Source organism: Microcoleus sp. B4-C1 (assembly GCF_036705285.1).
Taxonomy (GTDB): domain Bacteria; phylum Cyanobacteriota; class Cyanobacteriia; order Cyanobacteriales; family Microcoleaceae; genus Microcoleus.
On the sequence record NZ_JAUBUC010000003.1, the window covers coordinates 108999 to 128990 of the forward strand.

General features: G+C 47.1%; 14 protein-coding genes, 1 tRNA gene and 1 pseudogene. 6 read left to right on the forward strand and 10 right to left on the reverse strand.

Features of this window, described 5'->3' with window-relative positions; translation table 11 throughout:
• Positions 1–19: 19 nt before the first annotated feature.
• Positions 20–1177, forward strand: coding sequence for an alanine--glyoxylate aminotransferase family protein (locus QUB26_RS02120; RefSeq protein WP_333239331.1), 1158 nt, complete (start codon positions 20–22; stop codon positions 1175–1177).
• Between the two features lie 55 nt (positions 1178–1232).
• Here the strand turns inward: QUB26_RS02120 and QUB26_RS02125 are convergent, their stop codons facing one another.
• From QUB26_RS02125 to nblR, 3 genes are all read right to left on the reverse strand, one after another.
• Complete coding sequence (locus QUB26_RS02125) at positions 1233–1448, reverse strand: DUF2949 domain-containing protein (protein ID WP_333069463.1); 216 nt, start codon at positions 1446–1448, stop codon at positions 1233–1235.
• A gap of 821 nt (positions 1449–2269) precedes the next feature.
• Positions 2270–2785 (reverse strand): DUF192 domain-containing protein, encoded by a 516-nt coding sequence (locus tag QUB26_RS02130; protein ID WP_333239328.1) that lies wholly within the window; start codon positions 2783–2785, stop codon positions 2270–2272.
• 225 nt (positions 2786–3010) lie between these two features.
• A complete protein-coding gene (gene nblR, locus QUB26_RS02135; protein WP_333243894.1) occupies positions 3011–3706 on the reverse strand; it encodes a response regulator transcription factor NblR in 696 nt (231 codons plus the stop codon).
• Positions 3707–3957: 251 nt separating this feature from the next.
• Between nblR and rbsK the strand changes: the two genes are divergently transcribed.
• Positions 3958–4884, forward strand: a complete 927-nt coding sequence (rbsK, locus tag QUB26_RS02140; protein WP_333243897.1) for a ribokinase — start codon at positions 3958–3960, stop codon at positions 4882–4884.
• 184 nt (positions 4885–5068) lie between these two features.
• Here the strand turns inward: rbsK and QUB26_RS02145 are convergent, their stop codons facing one another.
• Positions 5069–6343 carry a ribulose bisphosphate carboxylase small subunit gene (locus QUB26_RS02145; RefSeq protein WP_333316353.1) on the reverse strand — a complete coding sequence of 425 codons (1275 nt, stop codon included), beginning with the start codon at positions 6341–6343 and terminating at the stop codon, positions 5069–5071.
• Between the two features lie 128 nt (positions 6344–6471).
• Between QUB26_RS02145 and QUB26_RS02150 the strand changes: the two genes are divergently transcribed.
• Both QUB26_RS02150 and QUB26_RS02155 read left to right on the forward strand, forming a co-directional pair.
• Positions 6472–7743 carry an aspartate aminotransferase family protein gene (locus tag QUB26_RS02150; protein WP_333243903.1) on the forward strand — a complete coding sequence of 424 codons (1272 nt, stop codon included), beginning with the start codon at positions 6472–6474 and terminating at the stop codon, positions 7741–7743.
• A gap of 770 nt (positions 7744–8513) precedes the next feature.
• Positions 8514–12167: a CHAT domain-containing tetratricopeptide repeat protein gene (locus QUB26_RS02155; RefSeq protein WP_333316355.1), complete on the forward strand. Its 3654-nt coding sequence runs from the start codon at positions 8514–8516 to the stop codon at positions 12165–12167.
• 368 nt (positions 12168–12535) lie between these two features.
• Here the strand turns inward: QUB26_RS02155 and QUB26_RS02160 are convergent, their stop codons facing one another.
• Complete coding sequence (locus QUB26_RS02160) at positions 12536–12970, reverse strand: CAAD domain-containing protein (RefSeq protein WP_333243985.1); 435 nt, start codon at positions 12968–12970, stop codon at positions 12536–12538.
• Positions 12971–13318: 348 nt separating this feature from the next.
• Positions 13319–14761 (reverse strand): annotated as a pseudogene (gltX, locus tag QUB26_RS02165) (glutamate--tRNA ligase); the annotation flags it as partial.
• A gap of 299 nt (positions 14762–15060) precedes the next feature.
• On the opposite strand from gltX, the gene QUB26_RS02170 reads away from it, so the two are divergent.
• Positions 15061–15609 carry a DUF393 domain-containing protein gene (locus QUB26_RS02170; protein ID WP_333316357.1) on the forward strand — a complete coding sequence of 183 codons (549 nt, stop codon included), beginning with the start codon at positions 15061–15063 and terminating at the stop codon, positions 15607–15609.
• A 97-nt stretch (positions 15610–15706) separates the two neighbouring features.
• Positions 15707–15916, forward strand: coding sequence for a hypothetical protein (locus QUB26_RS02175; protein WP_006632034.1), 210 nt, complete (start codon positions 15707–15709; stop codon positions 15914–15916).
• Positions 15917–15974: 58 nt separating this feature from the next.
• Here QUB26_RS02175 and QUB26_RS02180 read toward each other — a convergent pair whose 3' ends face one another.
• The 4 genes from QUB26_RS02180 to QUB26_RS02195 form a co-directional block, all read right to left on the reverse strand.
• Positions 15975–16637 (reverse strand): Uma2 family endonuclease, encoded by a 663-nt coding sequence (locus tag QUB26_RS02180; RefSeq protein WP_333243911.1) that lies wholly within the window; start codon positions 16635–16637, stop codon positions 15975–15977.
• Between the two features lie 60 nt (positions 16638–16697).
• Positions 16698–16771: transfer RNA gene (locus tag QUB26_RS02185), tRNA-Asp, on the reverse strand.
• 56 nt (positions 16772–16827) lie between these two features.
• Positions 16828–17955, reverse strand: a complete 1128-nt coding sequence (locus tag QUB26_RS02190; RefSeq protein WP_333316359.1) for an esterase-like activity of phytase family protein — start codon at positions 17953–17955, stop codon at positions 16828–16830.
• A 71-nt stretch (positions 17956–18026) separates the two neighbouring features.
• Complete coding sequence (locus QUB26_RS02195; protein WP_333316361.1) at positions 18027–19886, reverse strand: TM0106 family RecB-like putative nuclease; 1860 nt, start codon at positions 19884–19886, stop codon at positions 18027–18029.
• Positions 19887–19992 lie beyond the last annotated feature (106 nt).

The window sequence follows — 19992 nt, forward strand, 5'->3', positions numbered from 1 at the left end:
AAAACTTAGGACAATATTCATGGACAACAAATTAATGCTGATGATTCCCGGCCCGACGCCGGTGCCTGAAGCGGCCTTGTTAGCGATGGCAAAACACCCGATGGGCCACCGCAGCAAGGAATTTGACGCGATTTTTGCAGAATGTACCGAAAACCTCAAATGGCTGCACCAAACTAAAAGTGACGTGCTGAGTTTAACGGTTTCTGGTACCGGCGCGATGGAAGCTGGGATAATTAATTTCTTGAGTGCGGGCGATCGAGTTTTAGTCGGCACTAACGGCAAATTTGGCGAACGCTGGGCTGAAGTTGCCGAAGCTTACGGTTTAAACGCCGAAATTATTAAAGCTGAGTGGGGCCAACCTTTAGACCCCGAAAACTTCCGCGAAAAACTCGAAGCAGATACAGAGAAGCAAATCAAAGCTGTCATCATTACCCACTCGGAAACCTCTACCGGCGTCCTCAACGACCTCGAAACCATCAACCGCCACGTTAAAGCCCACGGTGAAGCTTTAATTATGGTCGATGCTGTCACTAGCTTAGGCGCTGTCAATATTCCGATGGATGCTTGGGGAATCGATGTCATTGCTTCGGGTTCTCAGAAAGCTTACATGATTCCTCCAGGTTTGGGTTTTGTGGCCGTCAGTCCCAAAGCTTGGGAAGCTTACAAAACTGCGAAACTGCCCCGCTATTATTTGGATTTGGGTAAATATAGCAAAGACGCTGCCAAAAATACCACTCCTTTTACTCCCCCTGTCAATATGTTTTTTGCCCTGCAAGCATCGCTGCAGATGATGAAAACAGAAGGGTTGGAAAATGTTTTCGCGCGGCACAAACGCTTAATGACAACTACTCGCGCTGCTGTCAAAGCTTTAGGTTTGCCGTTGTTTGCTGCTGACAAAGCCGCCAGCCCTGCGATTACTTCGGTTATGCCGCCAGCATCCGTAGATGCTCAAAAAGTGCGGACTTTGATGAGAAAGAGATTTGACATTGCTCTCGCCGACGGACAAGACCATTTGAAAGGTAAAATCTTCCGAATCGGTCATTTGGGCTTTGTGTGCGATCGCGATATTCTAGCAGCAATTTCCTCTTTAGAAGTTGTGCTGAGCGAATTGGGTCATGAAGGCTACACTCCGGGTGCCGGCGTTGCCGCTGCTGCCAAATTCTTGGCTGAATCCTAATCTCAGTTGTTAAAGGATTTTAGATTTTGGATTATCTCTAAAATCTAAAATCCTTTTAATATGCTTCGGATAACCAATCAAAGATTTTATCCAACTGTTCGAGAGTGACTAAACCGTATTGCCACAGAACCATCGGCAAGGAATTCGGGTCTTTATCACGCTGGCGCTGTTTGTCACCGCCACGACGTTCGGCGACAGCAATTGACGCGGGAGAAATTGCCAAGTCTTCTTGTAAAAATCGAATTAATCGAGTGTATTTAGCGGGTGCCATGTGATTTCACCTATAAGTATAGGACACCATTTTCTGATGTGAACCTGATGTTTTTGATGAGTAATAAGCCAGTTTTAAATTTGTCTTGTTACCGTCGATAGCTTTTAAAACGCTATTAGCGGTTGAACTGCCAAACGTAATGCTGAGTGATACTGTAAAGCTAACCTTTCCCAAAAAGTGAAAGGTTTTGCAATTTTGCTGATGTCTGCCCGATCGACTGGTAATCGCGATCGAACCTAAACGGAATACCTCGGCATCTTTGCAGCGCGAATCAGAATAAATTCTGCTACCTAAAGACTACTAAACCAAGTTCAGAGTTTAACTTCATCTGCCAAAATGCAGAATCCGCAAATCTACTTCGACAAAATTAGTTAGATATTTCGATAAAACCCGAAACTGCTACCAGAAGTTAAGTTTGCCAATTCCCGCCAATTAACTTGGCTCGTAGCATATTACTTTAGATAGGTTTAGTAGATTTAGCTCGATCGCCAGAACTTCCAGAGAATTTCTTTTCGTGTTGCTACACCTTGAGGCTGAGTATCGTCTCTCAGGATTGGTAACGAGTCGCTGACTCGTCTCATACCTGCGACCAACCATCTACAGCTTCCGGAAACAAGCTCAAGTCCTGACTGACTGAGATCGACATCGTAGCAAATCTTTCGGTGTTTGTACTGAATCTTACATTAATATTCTAATAGATTTTATCAATTTTTGTAAAGTTTCTAAATTTTCTTGGGTATTCCGAAGGCAGGGGGCTCTCTGGGGGATGGAAACCGGGGGATTATGTCTGTGTGCAGATTTTACTGAAACAGTCCGAAGTTTTAGTCGAAAAACTCGATTTCAATACGATCGCCCTTTTTGACACCGAGTTCAGCAGCCCGCCCGCCCCGGAGTTCAATAACTCGATCGACAGCAGTATCGGGCCCATAGGTAGGACAAGGATCAGCAGTACAAGGAGGTGCAGAAACTTCGATCGCCTCAACCACCCCATCCCGGACAAAAATCATATCCAGAGAAATCTTGCAATTTTTCATCCAAAAATTGACCCGCCGGGCAGGTTTAAACTCAAACAGCATTCCTCTGTCATCCGGCAAAGAAGTTCTGTACATTAAACCCATAGCCTGCTGTTCCGGTGTTTTCGCCACTTCGAGTTCGATTGGGCGATCGCCTATCCGAGCTCTAGCAGAAACAGGCAGCACTTGACCCGATGTAGTCGCCGTAGGAGACTCAGCCGCCAAAATACCAGTAGCACCAGCATTCGCGATCGGTAAAGTCGGCGAACATCCCAGCAAAAATATACTTACTCCAATACCGAGCAAATTAGTTAAATAATTCATAATGATTTTAGATTTTAGATTTTAGATTTTAGATTTTAGATTGGGAATTGGCAATTGGACATAAGGAACTAAGGAATGAGAATTAAATAACTTCCACAAGTTTGTGGGATGGGCGTCCCGCCCGTCCAAAAAGGACGGGCGGGACGCCCATCCCACAATAACAATTAAAATTATAAGTTATTTAATTCGCGATCCTAACCAACAGTCAACAGTCAACTGACTTCTTCAAGCTTCCCGCATCACATAGCCAACACCGCGCACCGTCTGAATCAAGCGCTTTTCACCCTCATCTTCAATCTTGAGCCGCAGATAGCGGATGTAAACCTCAATCACATTCGACTCACCCAAAAAGTCGTAACCCCAAACATTTTCCAGAATTTGTTCCCGCGTCAAAACCTCGCGGGGATGTTCCATCAAATACTTTAGCAGCTCATATTCCTTCATCGTAAGGTCGATCGCCCGTCCGTTCCGCAGGGCCCGCCTAGAGGCCAAATCCAAAACTAAATCGCCAAACCTCAATTGTTCGTTGCTGCTGTTATCCGGCTGCAAATACAAGCGCACCAACTGCAGAAACTCCTCAGTGCGGTAAGGTTTGAGAAAATAATCATCCGCCCCAGCTTCCAGACAAGCTACGCGATCGTCAACTGTATCACGACCGACCAATAGCAGCACCGGCACCCGATTGCCAATACTTCTGAGGTGAGAACACAGTGACAGCCCCGACTCAGCGCCAAGTATGCGATCGATTACAATCAAAGCTGGCTGCAATTCACGGGCTAAATGTTGGCCTGTGGCGGTATTAGAAGCCACTACCGGTTCGTAGCCGGAGGATTTTAAGTCGAGACTCAAGTGTCCGGCGAGAACTTCGTCTGTTTCAACTAGCAGGACACAGGGATTGCGATCGAGAGTAATTGCAGCCATTGAATTGACCGATGAAGACCATAACTGTTCTAGCACGTCTTAAGGAAGAGAGGGAGAGTGGGAGAGAGGGAGAGGGGGAGAGGGGGAGAATGGGAGAGTGGGAGAATTACCAATTACAAATTAAGTTATTTGGCATTTAAATTGAAACTTGATCGCCCCGCGCTATCCTGCCCGCCCCACAAGAGTTTAAGTAAAAAGTAGCTTACAAATTAAATGCGCTACAGCTTACCAATTACCAAATTGAATAATTTATGACCATCATCGTATTCGGCAGTATCAACATCGACCTAGCAGCAAAAACTCCCTGGTTGCCGCAGCCAGGGGAAACTATCATCGGTAGCAATTTTTTCACAGCAGGCGGTGGCAAAGGAGCAAATCAAGCCGTCGCCGCCGCCCGTCTCGGCACTTCTACCCACATCATCGGTCGCGTCGGCAACGATAAATTTGCTGAAGAATTATTGACAAATCTACAATCTTATGGGGTAAATACAGACAATGTATTAATAGACCAAAACACTCATTCAGGAGTGGCAATTATCGCCGTAGACGAGACAGGTCAAAATAATATTATTGTGATTCCGGGCGCGAATAACAATGTCGGTGAAGCAGATATAGAACGTCTCAAAAAACTGTTAACAGCAACTACATCCTTGTTGTTACAGTTAGAAATTCCCCTGGAAGTTGTGCAAAAAGCTGCGAAAGCTGCTCGTGAAGCGGGGGTGCGAGTTATTCTCGATCCAGCACCGGCTAGGGCGGATTTGCCACTGGAACTTTATCCGCTAATTGACATTATCACGCCGAATGAAGTGGAAGCCAGCCAGTTAGTCGGCTTTCGGGTGAATGACACGGAAACAGCGATTGTAGCTGCAAAACATTTGCAGGAGCGCGGTGTCGAGAATGTTATTGTCAAATTGGGCGATCGCGGGGCTGTTGCTGTTACGGCGGATGAAACGTTTTTTGTACCGGCTTTTGCTGTGGAGGCGATCGACACTGTGGCTGCTGGCGATGCTTTTAACGGCGGTTTGGCCTCTGCATTAGATGCCGGTCTGTCCTTGTCGGAGGCGGTGCGGTGGGGCGCAGCAGCGGGCGCTCTGTGCACAACTAAAGTGGGTGCTCAAGGTGCTATGTGCGATCGGGCAACTTTTGATAAATTTTTGCACAATAGAGTGATTGGATAAATCTTTGATAGAGCCGGTTAACCGCAGATTTTAAGCAGATAAACACAGATGAACGCAGATAATTTCAAGAGATGAAAGTGAACGACTATAATAGGTCTATTTTATGTAAAAAAATCATAATCTTGTGGGGTGGGCTTCTAGCCCGCCCCAAATATGCAAGAATTTAAATCTGTAACCGCTTGTCCTAATTCGGTCGCTGAATAATTGTTTCAGCTACCCGCCGCTTGACTTTTGGATCAATACCAATCAGCCGCACGTATTCGCCGCCGTGTTCGGCCAAACAAGTTTCTAAAGATGCAACCACATCTTTTTCCTGTGCACTGTTAATCGTCGCACAACTTTGCCAAGAACCTGTCTTAAATCGGCGATTATCTGCATATTCCATGCCAATTTTGCAGCCTCTTGCTAACAACTGTTTTACTTGTTCCAATACCTCGGAACTCAGCCGCGCCCCATGACCGTTACCACCTTCAGAACTTGGCTCGACGTAAGCCTTATAATATTTGGATGACGGGTCGTTTAATTGACTTTGCGTTGGCACAGCAGCCGCAGCATTGGGGGTTCCTTGAACGTTAAACAGGCGCGATTGGTTGTATTCATCTACTAAGCGCATTTCCTGAATCCGCTTTTGTTGACCCACCATCAAACTGCCCATTTCTAATAAATGAGCGAGGCTGAAATTCGGGTTCTGGAAATCTGGCGCTGCTTCCAAAGTGTTTACCAAACGCTTGGAAACTCGCTCAATTCCTATTTTGTGAATGAATTCGCGGATTTGTTCGTCATAAATGCGCGATCGCAAAGCACTAAAAAAGTCGATCGCCTGATCGGGAAAATGATCGACTAGCCCCACAATATCGGTTTTTGACAATTTGTCCGACTCAAAAATTCCCCCAACAATCCCAATTTTATCATCCCGGCTGGGTTCCCAATAAAACTTTTCCATCCGCCCGTCGCGAATCAGCGGCGCGTACAGCGTAGAAAAATCATTTCCGGTGACAATAATCGGCACTCGGTGCAGCGGCGTACTGTCATAACTTCCCGGTAACTGCACGTTAGTTGGATTATCAGCAATATTCATCAGAGTCGCATTGACCATCTGAGTATTGACAGTATATTGAGTAGTAGTATCGAACCTGCCAGCACCGGCATCCAAATCGTTAATAAAGATGGCGCACATCTCGCCGCGCACGCGAATTTGCTCCGCCGCTTCCCGATAGCGCAAGCGAATTAAACGCGCCGGATCTCCCGCATCCGGGCTTTCTAATTCCCCACCAGATATCATCACCGGTTCAAAGCCCATCCGCCGAAAAACCAGTTCGGTTTGAAAAGTTTTGCCTTCTCCTTTGCGGCCGTGAATTCCCAAAATTAGGGGAACTCTTACCCCGGGTAAATTTAAAAAGTTCTTAGTGACGTGCACCGCAACTTTATCGAGAAAGTTAGGAGAAATGTAATAACTCATCAGTAGATTTGTAAGGGATTAATTGAGGTTACTGTTATGATTTTATGACAAAACTAACAGCCTGCACCGCTAACCTGGATTTTTACCGTACAATCGAGGTCTACATATTATGTGTTAAGGAGCGATTCGTGAGTCCAGAAACCTTATTAAAAGAACCAAGCGTGCAAGCCGAAGCCAGTCTCTTCAGTTCTGAGAGCTTCGACAGCTATGTAATGACAACTTACGGGCGTTTTGCGATCGCCCTAGAACGGGGCCTCGGCTGCCGCGTTTGGGATACCGAGGGCCGCGAATATCTCGATTTTGTGGCTGGTATTGCTACCTGCACCCTGGGACACGCCCACCCGGCAATGATTGCAGCGGTAACTCAGCAAATTCAGACCCTGCACCACGTTTCTAACCTTTATTACATCCCCGTACAGGGCGAGCTGGCAAAGTGGCTTGTAGACCATTCTTGCGCGGACAGAGCCTTCTTTTGCAACTCCGGTGCGGAAGCTAATGAAGCGGCAATTAAACTCGCCCGCAAATACGCCCACGAAAAATTAAATATCTCGAATCCGACGATCATTACCGCTGTTGCGAGTTTCCACGGGCGGACTTTGGCGACAATTACGGCAACGGGACAGCCTAAATATCAGAAGGGTTTTAGTCCTTTGGTTCCCGGATTTCACTACGTGCCATACAACGATATTAGTGCGATCGAAAGTGCGATCGAGCAACTCGACAAAGACGAACGCCAAGTAGCAGCAATTATGCTGGAAGCGCTGCAAGGCGAAGGCGGAGTTCGCCCCGGAGATATCGCCTACTTCCAGCGCATTCGGGAAATTTGCGACGAAAAAGGCATTTTGCTGATTCTCGACGAAGTGCAAGTCGGGATGGGACGCAGTGGCAAATACTGGGGCTACGAAAACCTCGGCATTGAACCGGATATCTTTACGTCTGCCAAAGGATTGGGCGGCGGTATCCCGATCGGCGCTATGCTGTGCAAATCTTTCTGCGATGTATTTGAACCGGGAAGTCACGCCAGCACTTTCGGTGGCAATCCTTTTGCTTGCGCTGTAGCTTTGTGCGTTTGCCAAACTTTGGAACGGGAAAACCTTCTGGAAAACGTGCAGCAGCGCGGGGAACAGTTGAAAGCAGGCCTCAACAAGTTGGCGGCCACATATCCGCATTTAATTGCCGAAGTGCGCGGCTGGGGTTTGATTGTCGGGATGGAATTGCAAGCTGATATCGAACTTACATCCGCTGATATCGTCAAATCTGCCATCGCCGCCGGAGTGTTGTTGGTTCCCGCAGGGCCGAAAGTGCTGAGGTTTGTCCCGCCGCTGATTGTCACTGCTGCTGAAGTCGATCGAGCTCTGCAGGCAGTGGAATCAGCGCTGCGTTCTCAAGCGGTACAGTAAAATCTACTGAGTTGATTTTTGTTAGCTGTAGCGCTGAAACTCGCGATTGCCCATTGGTGTCAACTTAACGTCAAACCCATTTATAGACCAATACGGTTCACTTAAGACCGATCCCCCCTAACCCCCCTTAAAAAGGGGGGGACAAGAAAGCTCTCAAAGTCAACCCCTACTCCCCTTCTTAAGGGGGATTTAGGGGGATCTCCGGGCATAAATAGTGTTAAGTAAACCGTATTGATTTACAGACAGATGTTTGACTATTAAGGCAAGATTCCCCCTAGCCCTTAATCAGGGGGGGACAGGAATCTTCTCAAAGTCAACCCCTACTCCCCTTCTTAAGGGGGATTTAGGGGGATCTAGACTTTGCCTAAAAGCGAGATTTATCAGGGGTTTCAGGCGATTGTTGACACCAATGGCGATTGCCATATCTAGACCCACTCTTCCTCAGAAAGTCGGTTTCTTTCCAGATTTCTCGTTACTAAACCCAATAGTTTCCCAGAAACCGGGTTTCTTAGTCTAAAATCTATCAGGGTAAAATTAAACCCGCCCCGCTGCAAGTCTGTCGGGGCGGGTTTGTTAAGTTTAAGACTGGTGCAGAAGCCTGTTTTTTTAGGCAAATACGTTGTGGCGATGTGTATGGTGGAAAAATCAGGTTTGTTTAATCCTCTGGGCGACTCCTACCTCCGGTTAGAGATTGAAATTTAAACCAGGAAGTGATTTAATTGCTGCACAGAAGCAGCGATCCTATCGTTAATAATTCGGCGGAATGCACGATGGATGAACAGCGTCGCAAAACTGAGGTTAATATGCTCCAAGCGCTGCTGGAAAATCCTGGGGACTCAGGAATAGATTTGATTTTGAGAACGAACCCAAAGTCGATCGACTTTGAGTTCGTGCAAACGCTTTATGTGGAAGAAGTGGCGCTGACGCGAGAAAGCTTGCTGAAAGCTGCAAAATTTTTCCAAAGGGCGATCGCACCCTTAGAATCTGCAAAAGGGAATTCTAAATTGCCCGCAACCGGGGCAGCATATCTGGCTTTTTTAGCAGAAGTATTGCAGGCAGTGGCGCGCAGCGCTGATTCGCAGCACCTGTACTCGCTGCTGAGAAACAATTTAGATAAACTCGACCAGAATTTTGCACAACTACTGCGCTGCTGGGCAACTTTGGTGTTTTCTGCTGCCAAAGAATCCGAGAGAAGGCGCATTGCAGCGTTAATCGGCAATCTGAGCAACAAAATTGGGCGGTTTCCCCTCGGCAGCAAGGCTAATAACTTGGAAATCGAAATTGCCGGTTACGAAACAGTTGCTAAGGTGTTTACCCGCAAAGACTTTCCCCAAGAATGGGCGGTGATGCAAAACAATCTGGGCAACGCTTACAGCGATCGCCCCAAAGGTGATAAGGCTCAAAATATCGAACAGGCGATCGCTTGCTTTGAAAATGCCCTACAAGTACGCACGCCCGAACAGTACCCGGAACAGTGGGCGACGCTGCAAAATAATCTGGGCAACGCTTACAGCGAGCGTCTCAGGGGAGATCCGGCAGACAATCTAGAACACGCGATCGCCTGCTATCAAAACGCGCTGCAAGTTCGCACCCGCGAAACTTTCGGGGAAGAGTGGGCGAGCACTCAAAACAATCTCGGCCGTGCTTACAGTCGGCGACTGCAGGGCAACCGAGCCCAAAATCTGGAACTGGCAGTCGCTTGCTACCAAAATGCTTTGCAAGTCTACAACCGCAAGGTGTTTCCCCGGCGTTGGGCCACAACTCAAAATAATTTGGCAAATGCTTACTGCGAGTTGCTGCGGGGCAACCGAGCTGAAAATCTCGAATATGCGGTTACTTGCTATCAAAGAGCTTTGCAGGTGCGGACTCGGGAAGCTTTTCCGCAGCAGTGGGCGACGACTCAAAGGAATTTGGGCCGGGTGTTTGTCGATCGCATCAAAGGCGATCCGGTGGAAAATTTGGAAATGGCGATCGTCTGCTATCAAAATGCTTTACAAGTCTACACCCGCATCAAATTTCCCGAAGTCTGGGCTTCGATCCAAACTTACCTCGGTAGGATCTATACTCGGCGGGTGAAAGGGGAAAAAGCCGAAAATTTGGAAATGGCGATCGCCTGCTATCAAAATGCTTTGCTGTTTTGCAACCGCCAAAAATCTCCCGAACGCTGGGCAATGCTGTGTGCTTACCTTGGCCGCGCTTTCTGCGAACACGTGAAAGGGGAAAAAAACCGCAACCTCAAAAGCGCGATCGCCTGCTATCAAAATGCGGGCGAAGTCTACACCAGGCAGGCATATCCCAACCGCTGGGCAATGCTGCAAATTTATCTCGGTAGGGCTTATTCGCAACTGACGGAGGCGGAAAACTTGTCGCACATGGAAAGCGCGATCGGCTGCTATCACAGCGCCACCCAAGTCTACACTCGCGAAACCTATCCCCACCGCTGGGCTGAAATTTTATTTTATTTGGGTCAAGCTTACCGAGTTCGAGGCGACTTGCTTCGCGCTTACGGGGTTTTTACTGCTGCTGTCGATACTGTTGAATTCTTGCGTTGCGAAGTTGGGGTTGATACAGTCGATTTTGGCGATTCCCTACGGGATAGCTACGCTTCACGGACGAGTACCGCAAAAGTCAAATTAACCCGCACCTGGGCTGGACTCTATAAATGCCTGGTGCAAGTTTGCCTGGAACTAGGCGCCAGCCAACCTGAATATTACGCTAAGGCTCTGGAATACGCCGAACGCCACAAAAATCGGAATTTGGTAGAACTGCTGCTTAAATGCCACTTGACTCCGAAAGCCGAAATTCCTGCAGCGGTGCGAAGCGAGTTGGAGTCGCTGCAACTGGAAATAGCGGGGGAACAGCGGCACCAAGAAGAGGGAGAACCTGAGCCGAACACGACTTTGATTTCTGAGGGCGATAGCCAAGGTTTGAACAGCGGTTCTCTAATGCCGAACTTGGACTTCATGCACTTAAATCAATTGTGGAAGCAGTTTGATAGGTTGATTGCGCGGGAGGTGCAGGCAAACGACCCTTTCTTCAGCCTAGCTCACAAAGTTGAACCGATCGCTTTTGAGCAAATTCGCCAATTGTTGCCTGATGACAATTGCGCTGCTGTGGTGTGGGCGAGTTTGGGGGAGTTGCTGGTTGCTTTTGTGGTGGTAAAGAGTGCACAATATCCCGCCGTTCACCTGTGTTCGGCGGAAAATGCTTTGGCTGCCGAAAGTTGGGGCCAGGAGTACCTCACCGCTTATTCTGAACAAAAAGGTCGCTGGATCAATCATCTGCAGACTCGCCTCAAACGCTTGGCTACGATGCTGGAAATCGATCGAGTGGTGGCGCTGATTCCCGATAATTGCGATCGGCTGATTTTTGTGCCGCACCGATTTTTGCACGCTTTGCCACTCCACGCTTTGCCTCTGGCGGGGAGAGACGGATTTGAGGATGGTGGGGGAATTTTTAGGTCTGGGTGGAGCGATCGCAGCGGTTTTGAGGTGGAAACCTACAGCCTTTCGGATTTTTCTCAAAGTTCGTCTTTTGGCGACGTTGCAGCGCCTGCTACTTATTTGATCGATCGATTTCCCGGAGGAATTCGCTATGCTCCTAGCTGTCAGCTATTGCTGTTGAGACAAAGTGCACACGGAGCGGCTATTGGTCGGTACAGACCCCGTTTGCAGCAGCTTTTGGCCATTCCAACTTTCACCAGAGATGCGTTCTACAGCAACATTGAAATCGGCACTATTTCCCAGTATTTTGCCAGTACAGAAGTTGTGCGCCATAAGCCGGCAATTAAAGAGGCTTTTTCCCCAGAAATGTCTGCTAATAATGGGGAGTTGCCCCAACAAATAGGGCATTTGCAGCAGAAGAAATGCGCTCATTTTGCTTGTTTTAGTTTGCTTAATTTGGCTTGGCCACTGAAATCCGCAGTGTTTTTGAGGAATGATTCTCTGAGTTTGGAGGAAATTTTAAATCTGGATTTTAGACAATATTTTTTAGTTACTTTATCGGGTTGCGAAATTGCCGCTGGCGGAGTTAGCGGTGCTGGAGGAGATTTTGTGGGTTTGTCGGCGGGTTTGTTGTATGCTGGCACGTCTAGTGTGGTTAGCAGTCTTTGGAAGGTGAACGATGTTTCTACGCTGCTGCTGACGAGCAAGTTTTATGAAAATCTGGGACGGTTTTCTCGGTTGCAGGTGGGAGATGTGGCGATCGCACTCTTGGACGCTCAAAGGTGGCTGCGGGATTTGACTAGCGAGGAATTGGAGGTGTTGTTGGCGGATTTTCAACCTCAAATTTCGCAAATGTTCGATCGGCTTTCTCAAAGTTCTCGCCTGATTGCGGAGGCTTCTTTGCAGCAAATTCGCAACCGCAAACCCTATCCTTTTGCCAATCCTTATTATTGGGCGGCTTTTACTGCGGCTGGGGTTTAGTGATTAGTTATTAGTGATTAGTGATTAGTCATTAGTCATTAGTCATTAGTCATTAGTCATTAGTCAACAGTCATTAGTCATTAGTCATTAGTCAACAGTCATTAGTCAACAGTCATTAGTCATTAGTTATTAGTCATTTAAAAACCAGGGCGGTTTCATTCTCAGAAAAACCAGGATTTTGTAGGGGCGGTGCCCCCGTGCCCGCCCAGGCCCAGACACGATAAATTGGGCATTTCAGCGATCGGGGCAACCACGGGGGGTTTGCCCCTACAAAAGAATGAAACAGCCCTGATTTAAAAACCCGACACTAACAACTTATTTAAAGTTATCAGTGTCGGGCACAAATTCAACAAATTACCAGCAAAAGTTTAGGACTTTTTGCCGAAAACTTGTTCTTTCAAGGCTTGAATTTCTTGACCTAATTGTTGCCGATTGGACGATCGCAGCAAATAGCGGTAGACAAACCACCCGGTGTATCCGATACCAATTAGCTCGAATGTCGGTGCTAGCAGGGGGATGTCGTTGAGTTCATCTATTACGCCCAAAAGCACTTTCAAAGAGACAATCGAGGCTATAATTACACCGATAACAGTCAGGGGACTTTTGTACTGTTCGTAAAAGCTGCCGATGTAAGCGGGAAACTCGGACAAAATTGAGATAATTTGTTCTTTGATCTGCTGGGCCTGACTTGGCGGTTCGTCGGTAATTATGACTTTTGTGGTATCGCTGGAACTGTCTGCTTCATTTCCGGCAGGAATTTCGGTGATGATAACGGTTGTTTCTGGTTCGTTTGATGAAGTCATTTCTCCACTCGCAATAGTTTTTTGCTGGTTGGCGGCAGGTATTTCAACTGCTGCTGCGGCTGTTTCAAGAGCCGGTATTTCGACTGCTGCAACCTCCCCGTCGGTTGGTTCAAGAGCCGACACTTCGCCTGTTTCTGTAGTCGGTATTTCGACTGCTGAAACGGGCGCCGCCACTGCTTCAGGAGCCGATATTTCGACTGCTGAAACCTCTGGTGCTGAAGTCGGTATTTCGGCTGGTGAAACGGACGCTGCCGGCTGTTGTGCGACAGAAGTTTCGGTTGCAGTTTCCGCGTTTTGCTGTTCTGGGGTTGGAGTTTCGGCCGCCACACCAACACCAGGCAAATTCAAGTTGCTAATGGCATCAAGCAAACGGGTTTTAGCCGTTCCTCGCTGGTGAAGGATTACCCAAGATTCTATCAGGTCGGGGCCGTGCATTGCACCTGTCAGAGCGGCTCTGAGCGATCGCATAATTAGCCCTTTGTTAAGATTTTTCTCTTTACTGAGCTTTTTAGTGATTTTCTGAGCTTCCGCTGATGTCAGGGATGAATGACTTTCCATCGCTTCTACAACTGCTTGTAAAGCCTGTGCAGCCCCTGGTTGCTGCAATTGTGCGAGTGCTTCTTCTTCGTATTCCACCGTGGTGGAGAAGAAAACCTTGCACATATCCACAGCATCGGTTAAGCGAACGAGACTCGGGCCGATTAAAGCAGCTATTTGTTCGAGCCAGGGGCGATCGGCCTCTGAGTCAAACTCATAACCGCCTTTCTGCCACCAATAAGGTATCAGCAAATCTGTCAATTGCGGCACTGGCATTTTGTGCAGGTATTGACTGTTAAGCCAATTGAGTTTATCCCAATCAAATTTTGCGCCCGCTTTGTTGACTCGATAGAATGTAAATAATTCTGCTGCTTCCGACAGTGTAAATATTTCCTGCGTTGAATCCGGCGGAGTCCAACCGAGCAAAGTCATGTAATTAACTAAAGCTTCGGGCAGGTAGCCCATATCTTTGAAGTCAGAAATCGAGGTTACGCCGTCGCGTTTAGAAAGCTTTTGTCCTTGGGAGTTTAAAATCAGCGGCGTGTGGCCAAATTCTGGGATTGTCGCGCCCAAAGCTTCGTAGAGCAATATTTGTTTCGGAGTATTGCCGATGTGATCTTCGCCGCGGATGACGTGGGTGATGCCCATGTCGATGTCATCGACAACTACGGCGAGGTTGTAGAGTGGTTGGCCGATGACGCCGCCGCTGGATGCACGGGCAATCACCATATCGCCGCCGAGGTCGCTACCTTTCCAGGTTACGGTGTCGCGCACCATGTCGTTCCAAGAAATTGTGCGATCGTCGTCGATGATAAACCGAATCACAGCTTGTCGCCCTTCGCCTTCAAAAGCAGCGCGCTCTTTGCTGGTCAAGTTGCGGTGTCGGTTGTCGTAGCGGGGGGCTTGTTTGTTGGCTTTTTGTGCTTCCCGCATTTCGTCGAGTTCTTCCGACGTGGTGTAGCAGCGGTAGGCGAGTCCATTGTCGAGAAGGGTTTGGACTGCTTGGCGGTATATTTCCAGACGCTGTGACTGAAAACTCGGGCCTTCGTCCCACTCCATACCCAGCCAGGTGAGGCCTTCGAGGATGTTATCGGTGTATTCGCTTTTAGAACGTTCTACGTCTGTGTCTTCTACCCGCAGGATGAATTTGCCGCCTTGATTGCGGGCAAACAGCCAGTTGAATACGGCGGTTCTGGCGGTACCGATGTGTAGGTTTCCGGTGGGACTGGGGGCTAGACGGACTCTGACATTCATGTAGATTTTTGCTTTTAGATTGGGGGCAATTTGCTGGTTGGGGGAATAGCTGATGTTTAAGACTTTAAATTTTATTATATTTGGTTGCCGAATTAACAGTTGTGCTGGGCAGGTGCTTTGCCTCGAATTGTTTGATATTCGACTATCGGGCGATCGGGCGAAAGTCTCCGGCAAGGCAGGAGAGGGCATCTTGATGATAATAGCTTGCGGGTGGCCAAGACTGGATTCACCTTTGGGACTATTTTTCACACCACAAATAACTGCTTTAGGAGTACCGAAGGCGCACCTGATAACTATTGATGCTTGTAAAATGTTTGTGTGCGATCGACGACATTAAAATATATTTCCCTATGTCTGCTGCTAAAACTGAGTTTTCCGAATCTGTTGCGCCCTCACCCAACTCTGTTGCGCCTGCTTGGCAGATTGAGTTACTGTACGACGGTGAATGTCCTCTGTGCGTGCGAGAGGTTAATTTCTTGAAAAAACAGGACGCGGGGCGAGGTTTAGTCTCGTTTGTGGATATTGCGGAGGATGGCTACAACCCGGAGGCCCACGGCGGAATCGACTACGAAACGGCGATGGGGCGGATTCACGCGGTGTTACCCGACGGTACGGCAATTAAAAATGTGGAGGTTTTTCGCCGCACCTACGAGATTTTAGGGATGGGCTGGGTTTATGCTGTGACTAAGTTACCAGCGATCGGGGCGATCGCCAATTGGCTGTACGGAATTTGGGCTGACTGGCGGCTGCTGTTGACGGGAAGACCGGATTTAGCAACAATTATGAGCGATCGAACTCAGCGGATCGAGTGCGAAAGTCAAGGCCGCTGCCAACCAAACTCGAAATGAGTCATATTTAATAAGTTCGATCGGTCTATCTGAAGATGTCAGCAGAAACAGACTGCAACTAACCTTAAAGATGGACTACTATTAAAGGTCAAAAAAAATGCAAGATGCAGGCTATACAGTCTTCATGGGCTTCGGTGGTCTCTGGATACTTATGGGAATTGCCGCTGTGATTTTCCTCTTCAAATCGGACGGTCAAAAACTTAGGTTTGGCAAATGGGGACTACTTGTGGCGATTCCGATTCTCGTGCCCATCGTCCTGGTTTTGACATATCAGATAGCCCGACCGTTTATTTCCTCGCACCTTTGAGCGCTGCTGGGAGTCGATCGCGCGTGGGAGAAATGAATTAGTTAAATTAAGTTTAGTATTATTGCTCATTTTCGGGCGATCGCAACTGCTCCCTGACCCATACTCGCAAAGCGTCAATTATAGTCGTATCATCCTCCGTCTCGGCCATCTGCAAAAATTGATTGATTATTCCTGAAGAAACAATCGGAAAAGCGCCACTGTATTCACAGCTTGCATATTCTCCGTTCTGAAGTTGAAAAAATTGTACAGTCTCTCCGAGATATCTCCAAATTTCAGGAACTCCTAAGTTTTTATAGATAGTCAAGCGATTAGTAGATGGACTGGTGAGATCGACTTCGATGATTAAATCTGGTGGCGGGTCAATTGACAAGTTAATTTTTCGGCCACGAATGCGATCGACATTTTGGATATAAAAACAGGAATCTGGTTCTGCACCTTGTTTTAAATCTTCACGGTTGAGAGTCGTCGAACCAAATCCCTTGCGTTTCAATTTTAATTCGTCACTTAAAGTAGTCACAAACTGTTTCAACAAACAGTTAACAGTTTCATGCAAATCTGATGGCATGATAATTTCTAATACTTCTTGAAAATAGGAAAACCGCGAGGATCTCTTGTCTCCGGCTTCTGCTAACAAGCTTTGGTAAGTCTGCCAACTGATATTAGATAATACCACCCGTTGTGTGGTTTTTTCTGGGGAGGAGTTAATGAGCGTAACGGTCATACTTCCCTCCCTTTTAATCTATAAAAATCTTCAACTTTTTATTTTGGACTTCCGAGAGAACGGGACAGACGGGGCTCGAACCCGCAACTTCCGCCGTGACAGGGCGGTGCTCTAACCAATTGAACTACTGTCCCTCGTTTTGCCGTTTTTTCAGGCACAATTTCTATTATGCCTATAACTTCACCTTTTGTCAAGAGGTTTTTTGAACTTTTATTTGGAAGCCCAAAATCTGAGTCTCTTGCAGCGGACTGAAGTTGTTGTCGCTCACCAAAATCAGACCTCTGCTACCATCGCCTAACACCGGCCCAAATGTCAACCCCTCAATGTTGTCTAGGGGAATTTTCAGCGTTTCCAAATCCAGCAGCAGGCGTTTTTGAGCGGGAGAAACCTCGCCCAGACGGCTTTTGAGGCTTTCGAGTGCTTCAATACGATCGCCCTTTTCCAGAGAAATCTCAAAAATTCTGATAGTTGTGCCGGTTTCCAGGGAGAAAGCACGCTCTAAACTCAGCAAGCGGTTATCGTCGATCGCCAACAAATCCACTAAACCGTTAGTAGTTAATTTTCCCACAGGATTCGCACCGGTGGGTAGCGGTTCGGTGATGTAGAGAAACGATGCTTCTGGATTGCCACTCACCGCATCGTAGCGCAAAATCCGGCACGGGCTCCCGGTTTCCAGGGAAGCTACGGCGCCATCTTGAACCAAGGCATTTTCGGTGGCTGTAAATAGGTATTTGCGATCGGGCGTTAAAGTTAAACTTTCAAAAGCGAGATTGTTGCGGATGCCTTTACTGCCTTTGTCATCTGGCAAAAATAGTTGAGGAATTGCCAGCGTTTTCAGGAGTTTACCATCGAGGGAGAACTCTTTGATAAAAGGATTTATTTGGCGATCGACATCTCCCTCAGAAGAAACAAACACGCTCTTGCCAGTAAAAGCTATCCCTTCCGGGTCTAAACTTAATTCAGGAAAACCTTTGCCGTTTTCATCTAATAAAGTAGTGACACCAGTAAAAGTAATTTGCTCTTTTTCCAGTTTACCAGATTGCAAGTTAATTTTGAGAGTATAGAAGCGCGCCGGAGCCTTGCTGCTGCGGTCATCAGAAATGGCATAATAAACTTGTTTCTCGGCATCATAAGTAATGCCCGAAAGTCCGCCAATTTCCGTCCCCTGAAACGGAGAACCTGTAGGAAATATTGCTCTGCCGATAAAATCTATTTTCGTAACAGCGAAAGATTGAGCTGATTGATTTACCCAAATAGCAACAGTTGCTGCCATCAAAAAACAGACAATAAATATAGTTGCTTTTACTAGCTTTCGCATTTTACCAATAAATACATTATTACCTTTCTTCCTCTTCCCTTTCTTCCTTCGCGGTTCATTACATCTCAAAATCACGGCTCATGATTCAGCAAAAAATTGGTCAACCAATCTTTTACCACATAAGTAGCACGACAGTCGTCCTCATTGTACCGGACGATCGCCTCCAAGAGCGATCGATCGCCAGTTTTGAGCCAATCGTCGTACCAGCAGACGCACTGAGCACCATTCGCCTTAGCATCTCGCCAGTCAAAACCCAGCCAGCGGGCAATTGGTTTGAGTGCGTAACTTTCCACCGGCATAATCGCCTTTTGCGTCACTTGTTTGTGAATATCTACAAACCTTTTCAGCACGGGTTTCCACAAATAAGCTGGAGTATTGTAAAGTTTAGCCAGCCGCTTAAAAGTCTTGACTTCGTAGTCGCAAAAATGGAAAATCGGAGCAATAGGATAAGCCCACATTAATTCTAAGAATTGCTCCCAGATTGCACCTTCTTCTGCTGCTGATTCTGCTAAAAAACCGTGGAATTTTTCCGTATTGTTGTACCTGTCAACAACTAAGACTCCGTGGAGGTAATCTAAGTTTAACTCAGGTTCCGCTTCAATGTCAAAGTAGAGTTCGATTGGGGCGATCGGCAAAAACACAGATTGGGAATAGGGAATTGGTTTCTTGCGGAGAATTGGCGCAGGTATAGAAGATGTCGCAGTTTTATTTTCTCTAATTTTTACTTCCTCAACTGCGATGTCATTCAAGATATTGTCTACAATATCTGGTACTATTTCAGATGAGTTAATTTCTTCTGAATTCTCACTTCTACGTTCTTCTCGATCGTTAATCCGTGTATCCGTGTCAAAATCCGTGTCGTGCCTTCCTTCTTCCTTCTTCCCTCTTCCGACGGACATCGGACTGACATCCGTTACATCCGTTACATCCGTTACAGAATCCGTTGCCGAACTTCCTTCTTCCCGCAACAGCGGTTGATTTAGCAAATGCGATTGAGCTTGCTGCACCACATCAAAAGCAACTCTGTCGGGGAATTCTGGATACTCAGCAAGCAGTTTGGAACTAGCATTAGCGAGAGCTTCTACATGAGTAATTTCGAGAGTTTTTAGTCTAGCATAGCGGCTGGCAGTAACTCCCGGCAATAACGAAAGATGTTTAATAGATTCGGCTTCCGCGTGACAGATAGTATACCAACCGCAAAGATTGCACTTTTGCCGGGAAATGAACACCTCTGGTTTATCCCGATTTTCTATCATCTGAATGCAATCATCTAAAATCTCGAACATCTGAGGAGTTCGCTGGTCGAGATTCACCTGCCACAGCCCTTTTTTTCGCAGCATCAGCCACGCAGTCTCTGGCATTGTTTCCTGCACAGAAGCTAAAACTTGGGCGTGAAAAGCTGCGATAATTTGATACTCTTGTTTTGGTCGTTTGCTAAGCCAAATATCCGCAGTAATATAACTCCAATTGCCAAATTTTGATTGTCCCGGCTGTTTGATTAATAAATGGGGGCGGCTGATTAGGGTAATGTTTGAAGAGGGAAGATTGGAGGATGAAAGATGAACGGGAGTTTCGGGGATTTCGCCAAATTCTGGGAAATATGGACTGTCAATTCCTACCAGAGAATTTGTTGCGGCGTTGGTTTTGCCGAATTCGCCCTGGATCAGAACTCCTCGGTAAATGCGATCGACCCCTTGCTGCATTAAACTCAATGTAGCGGCCGCGCCGGCTTCCCAATCCCCTCTAGGATAATATGGTTGTTGGTAAGTCTCGTTTTCCAAAGCTTGCTGCTGGTATGTCGCGCTGTCGCGCATCAGTTTCAGCAAAAAGTCGCTGGGGGGATCTAGTTGTTTCCAGTCTCCGCAGGTGTCTAAAAATGCTCGGAGATGGCATCGTTGATAGGAAAGTAGCAGTTTGTCAGTTATTAACATTTAGTATTCGCAAGGCATAGAATAATTAGAAGGAAAGCACGACACGGATTTTGACACCGATACACGGATTGATTATTTAGCTTGAGGCAAAAGTCAAAGGATAGAA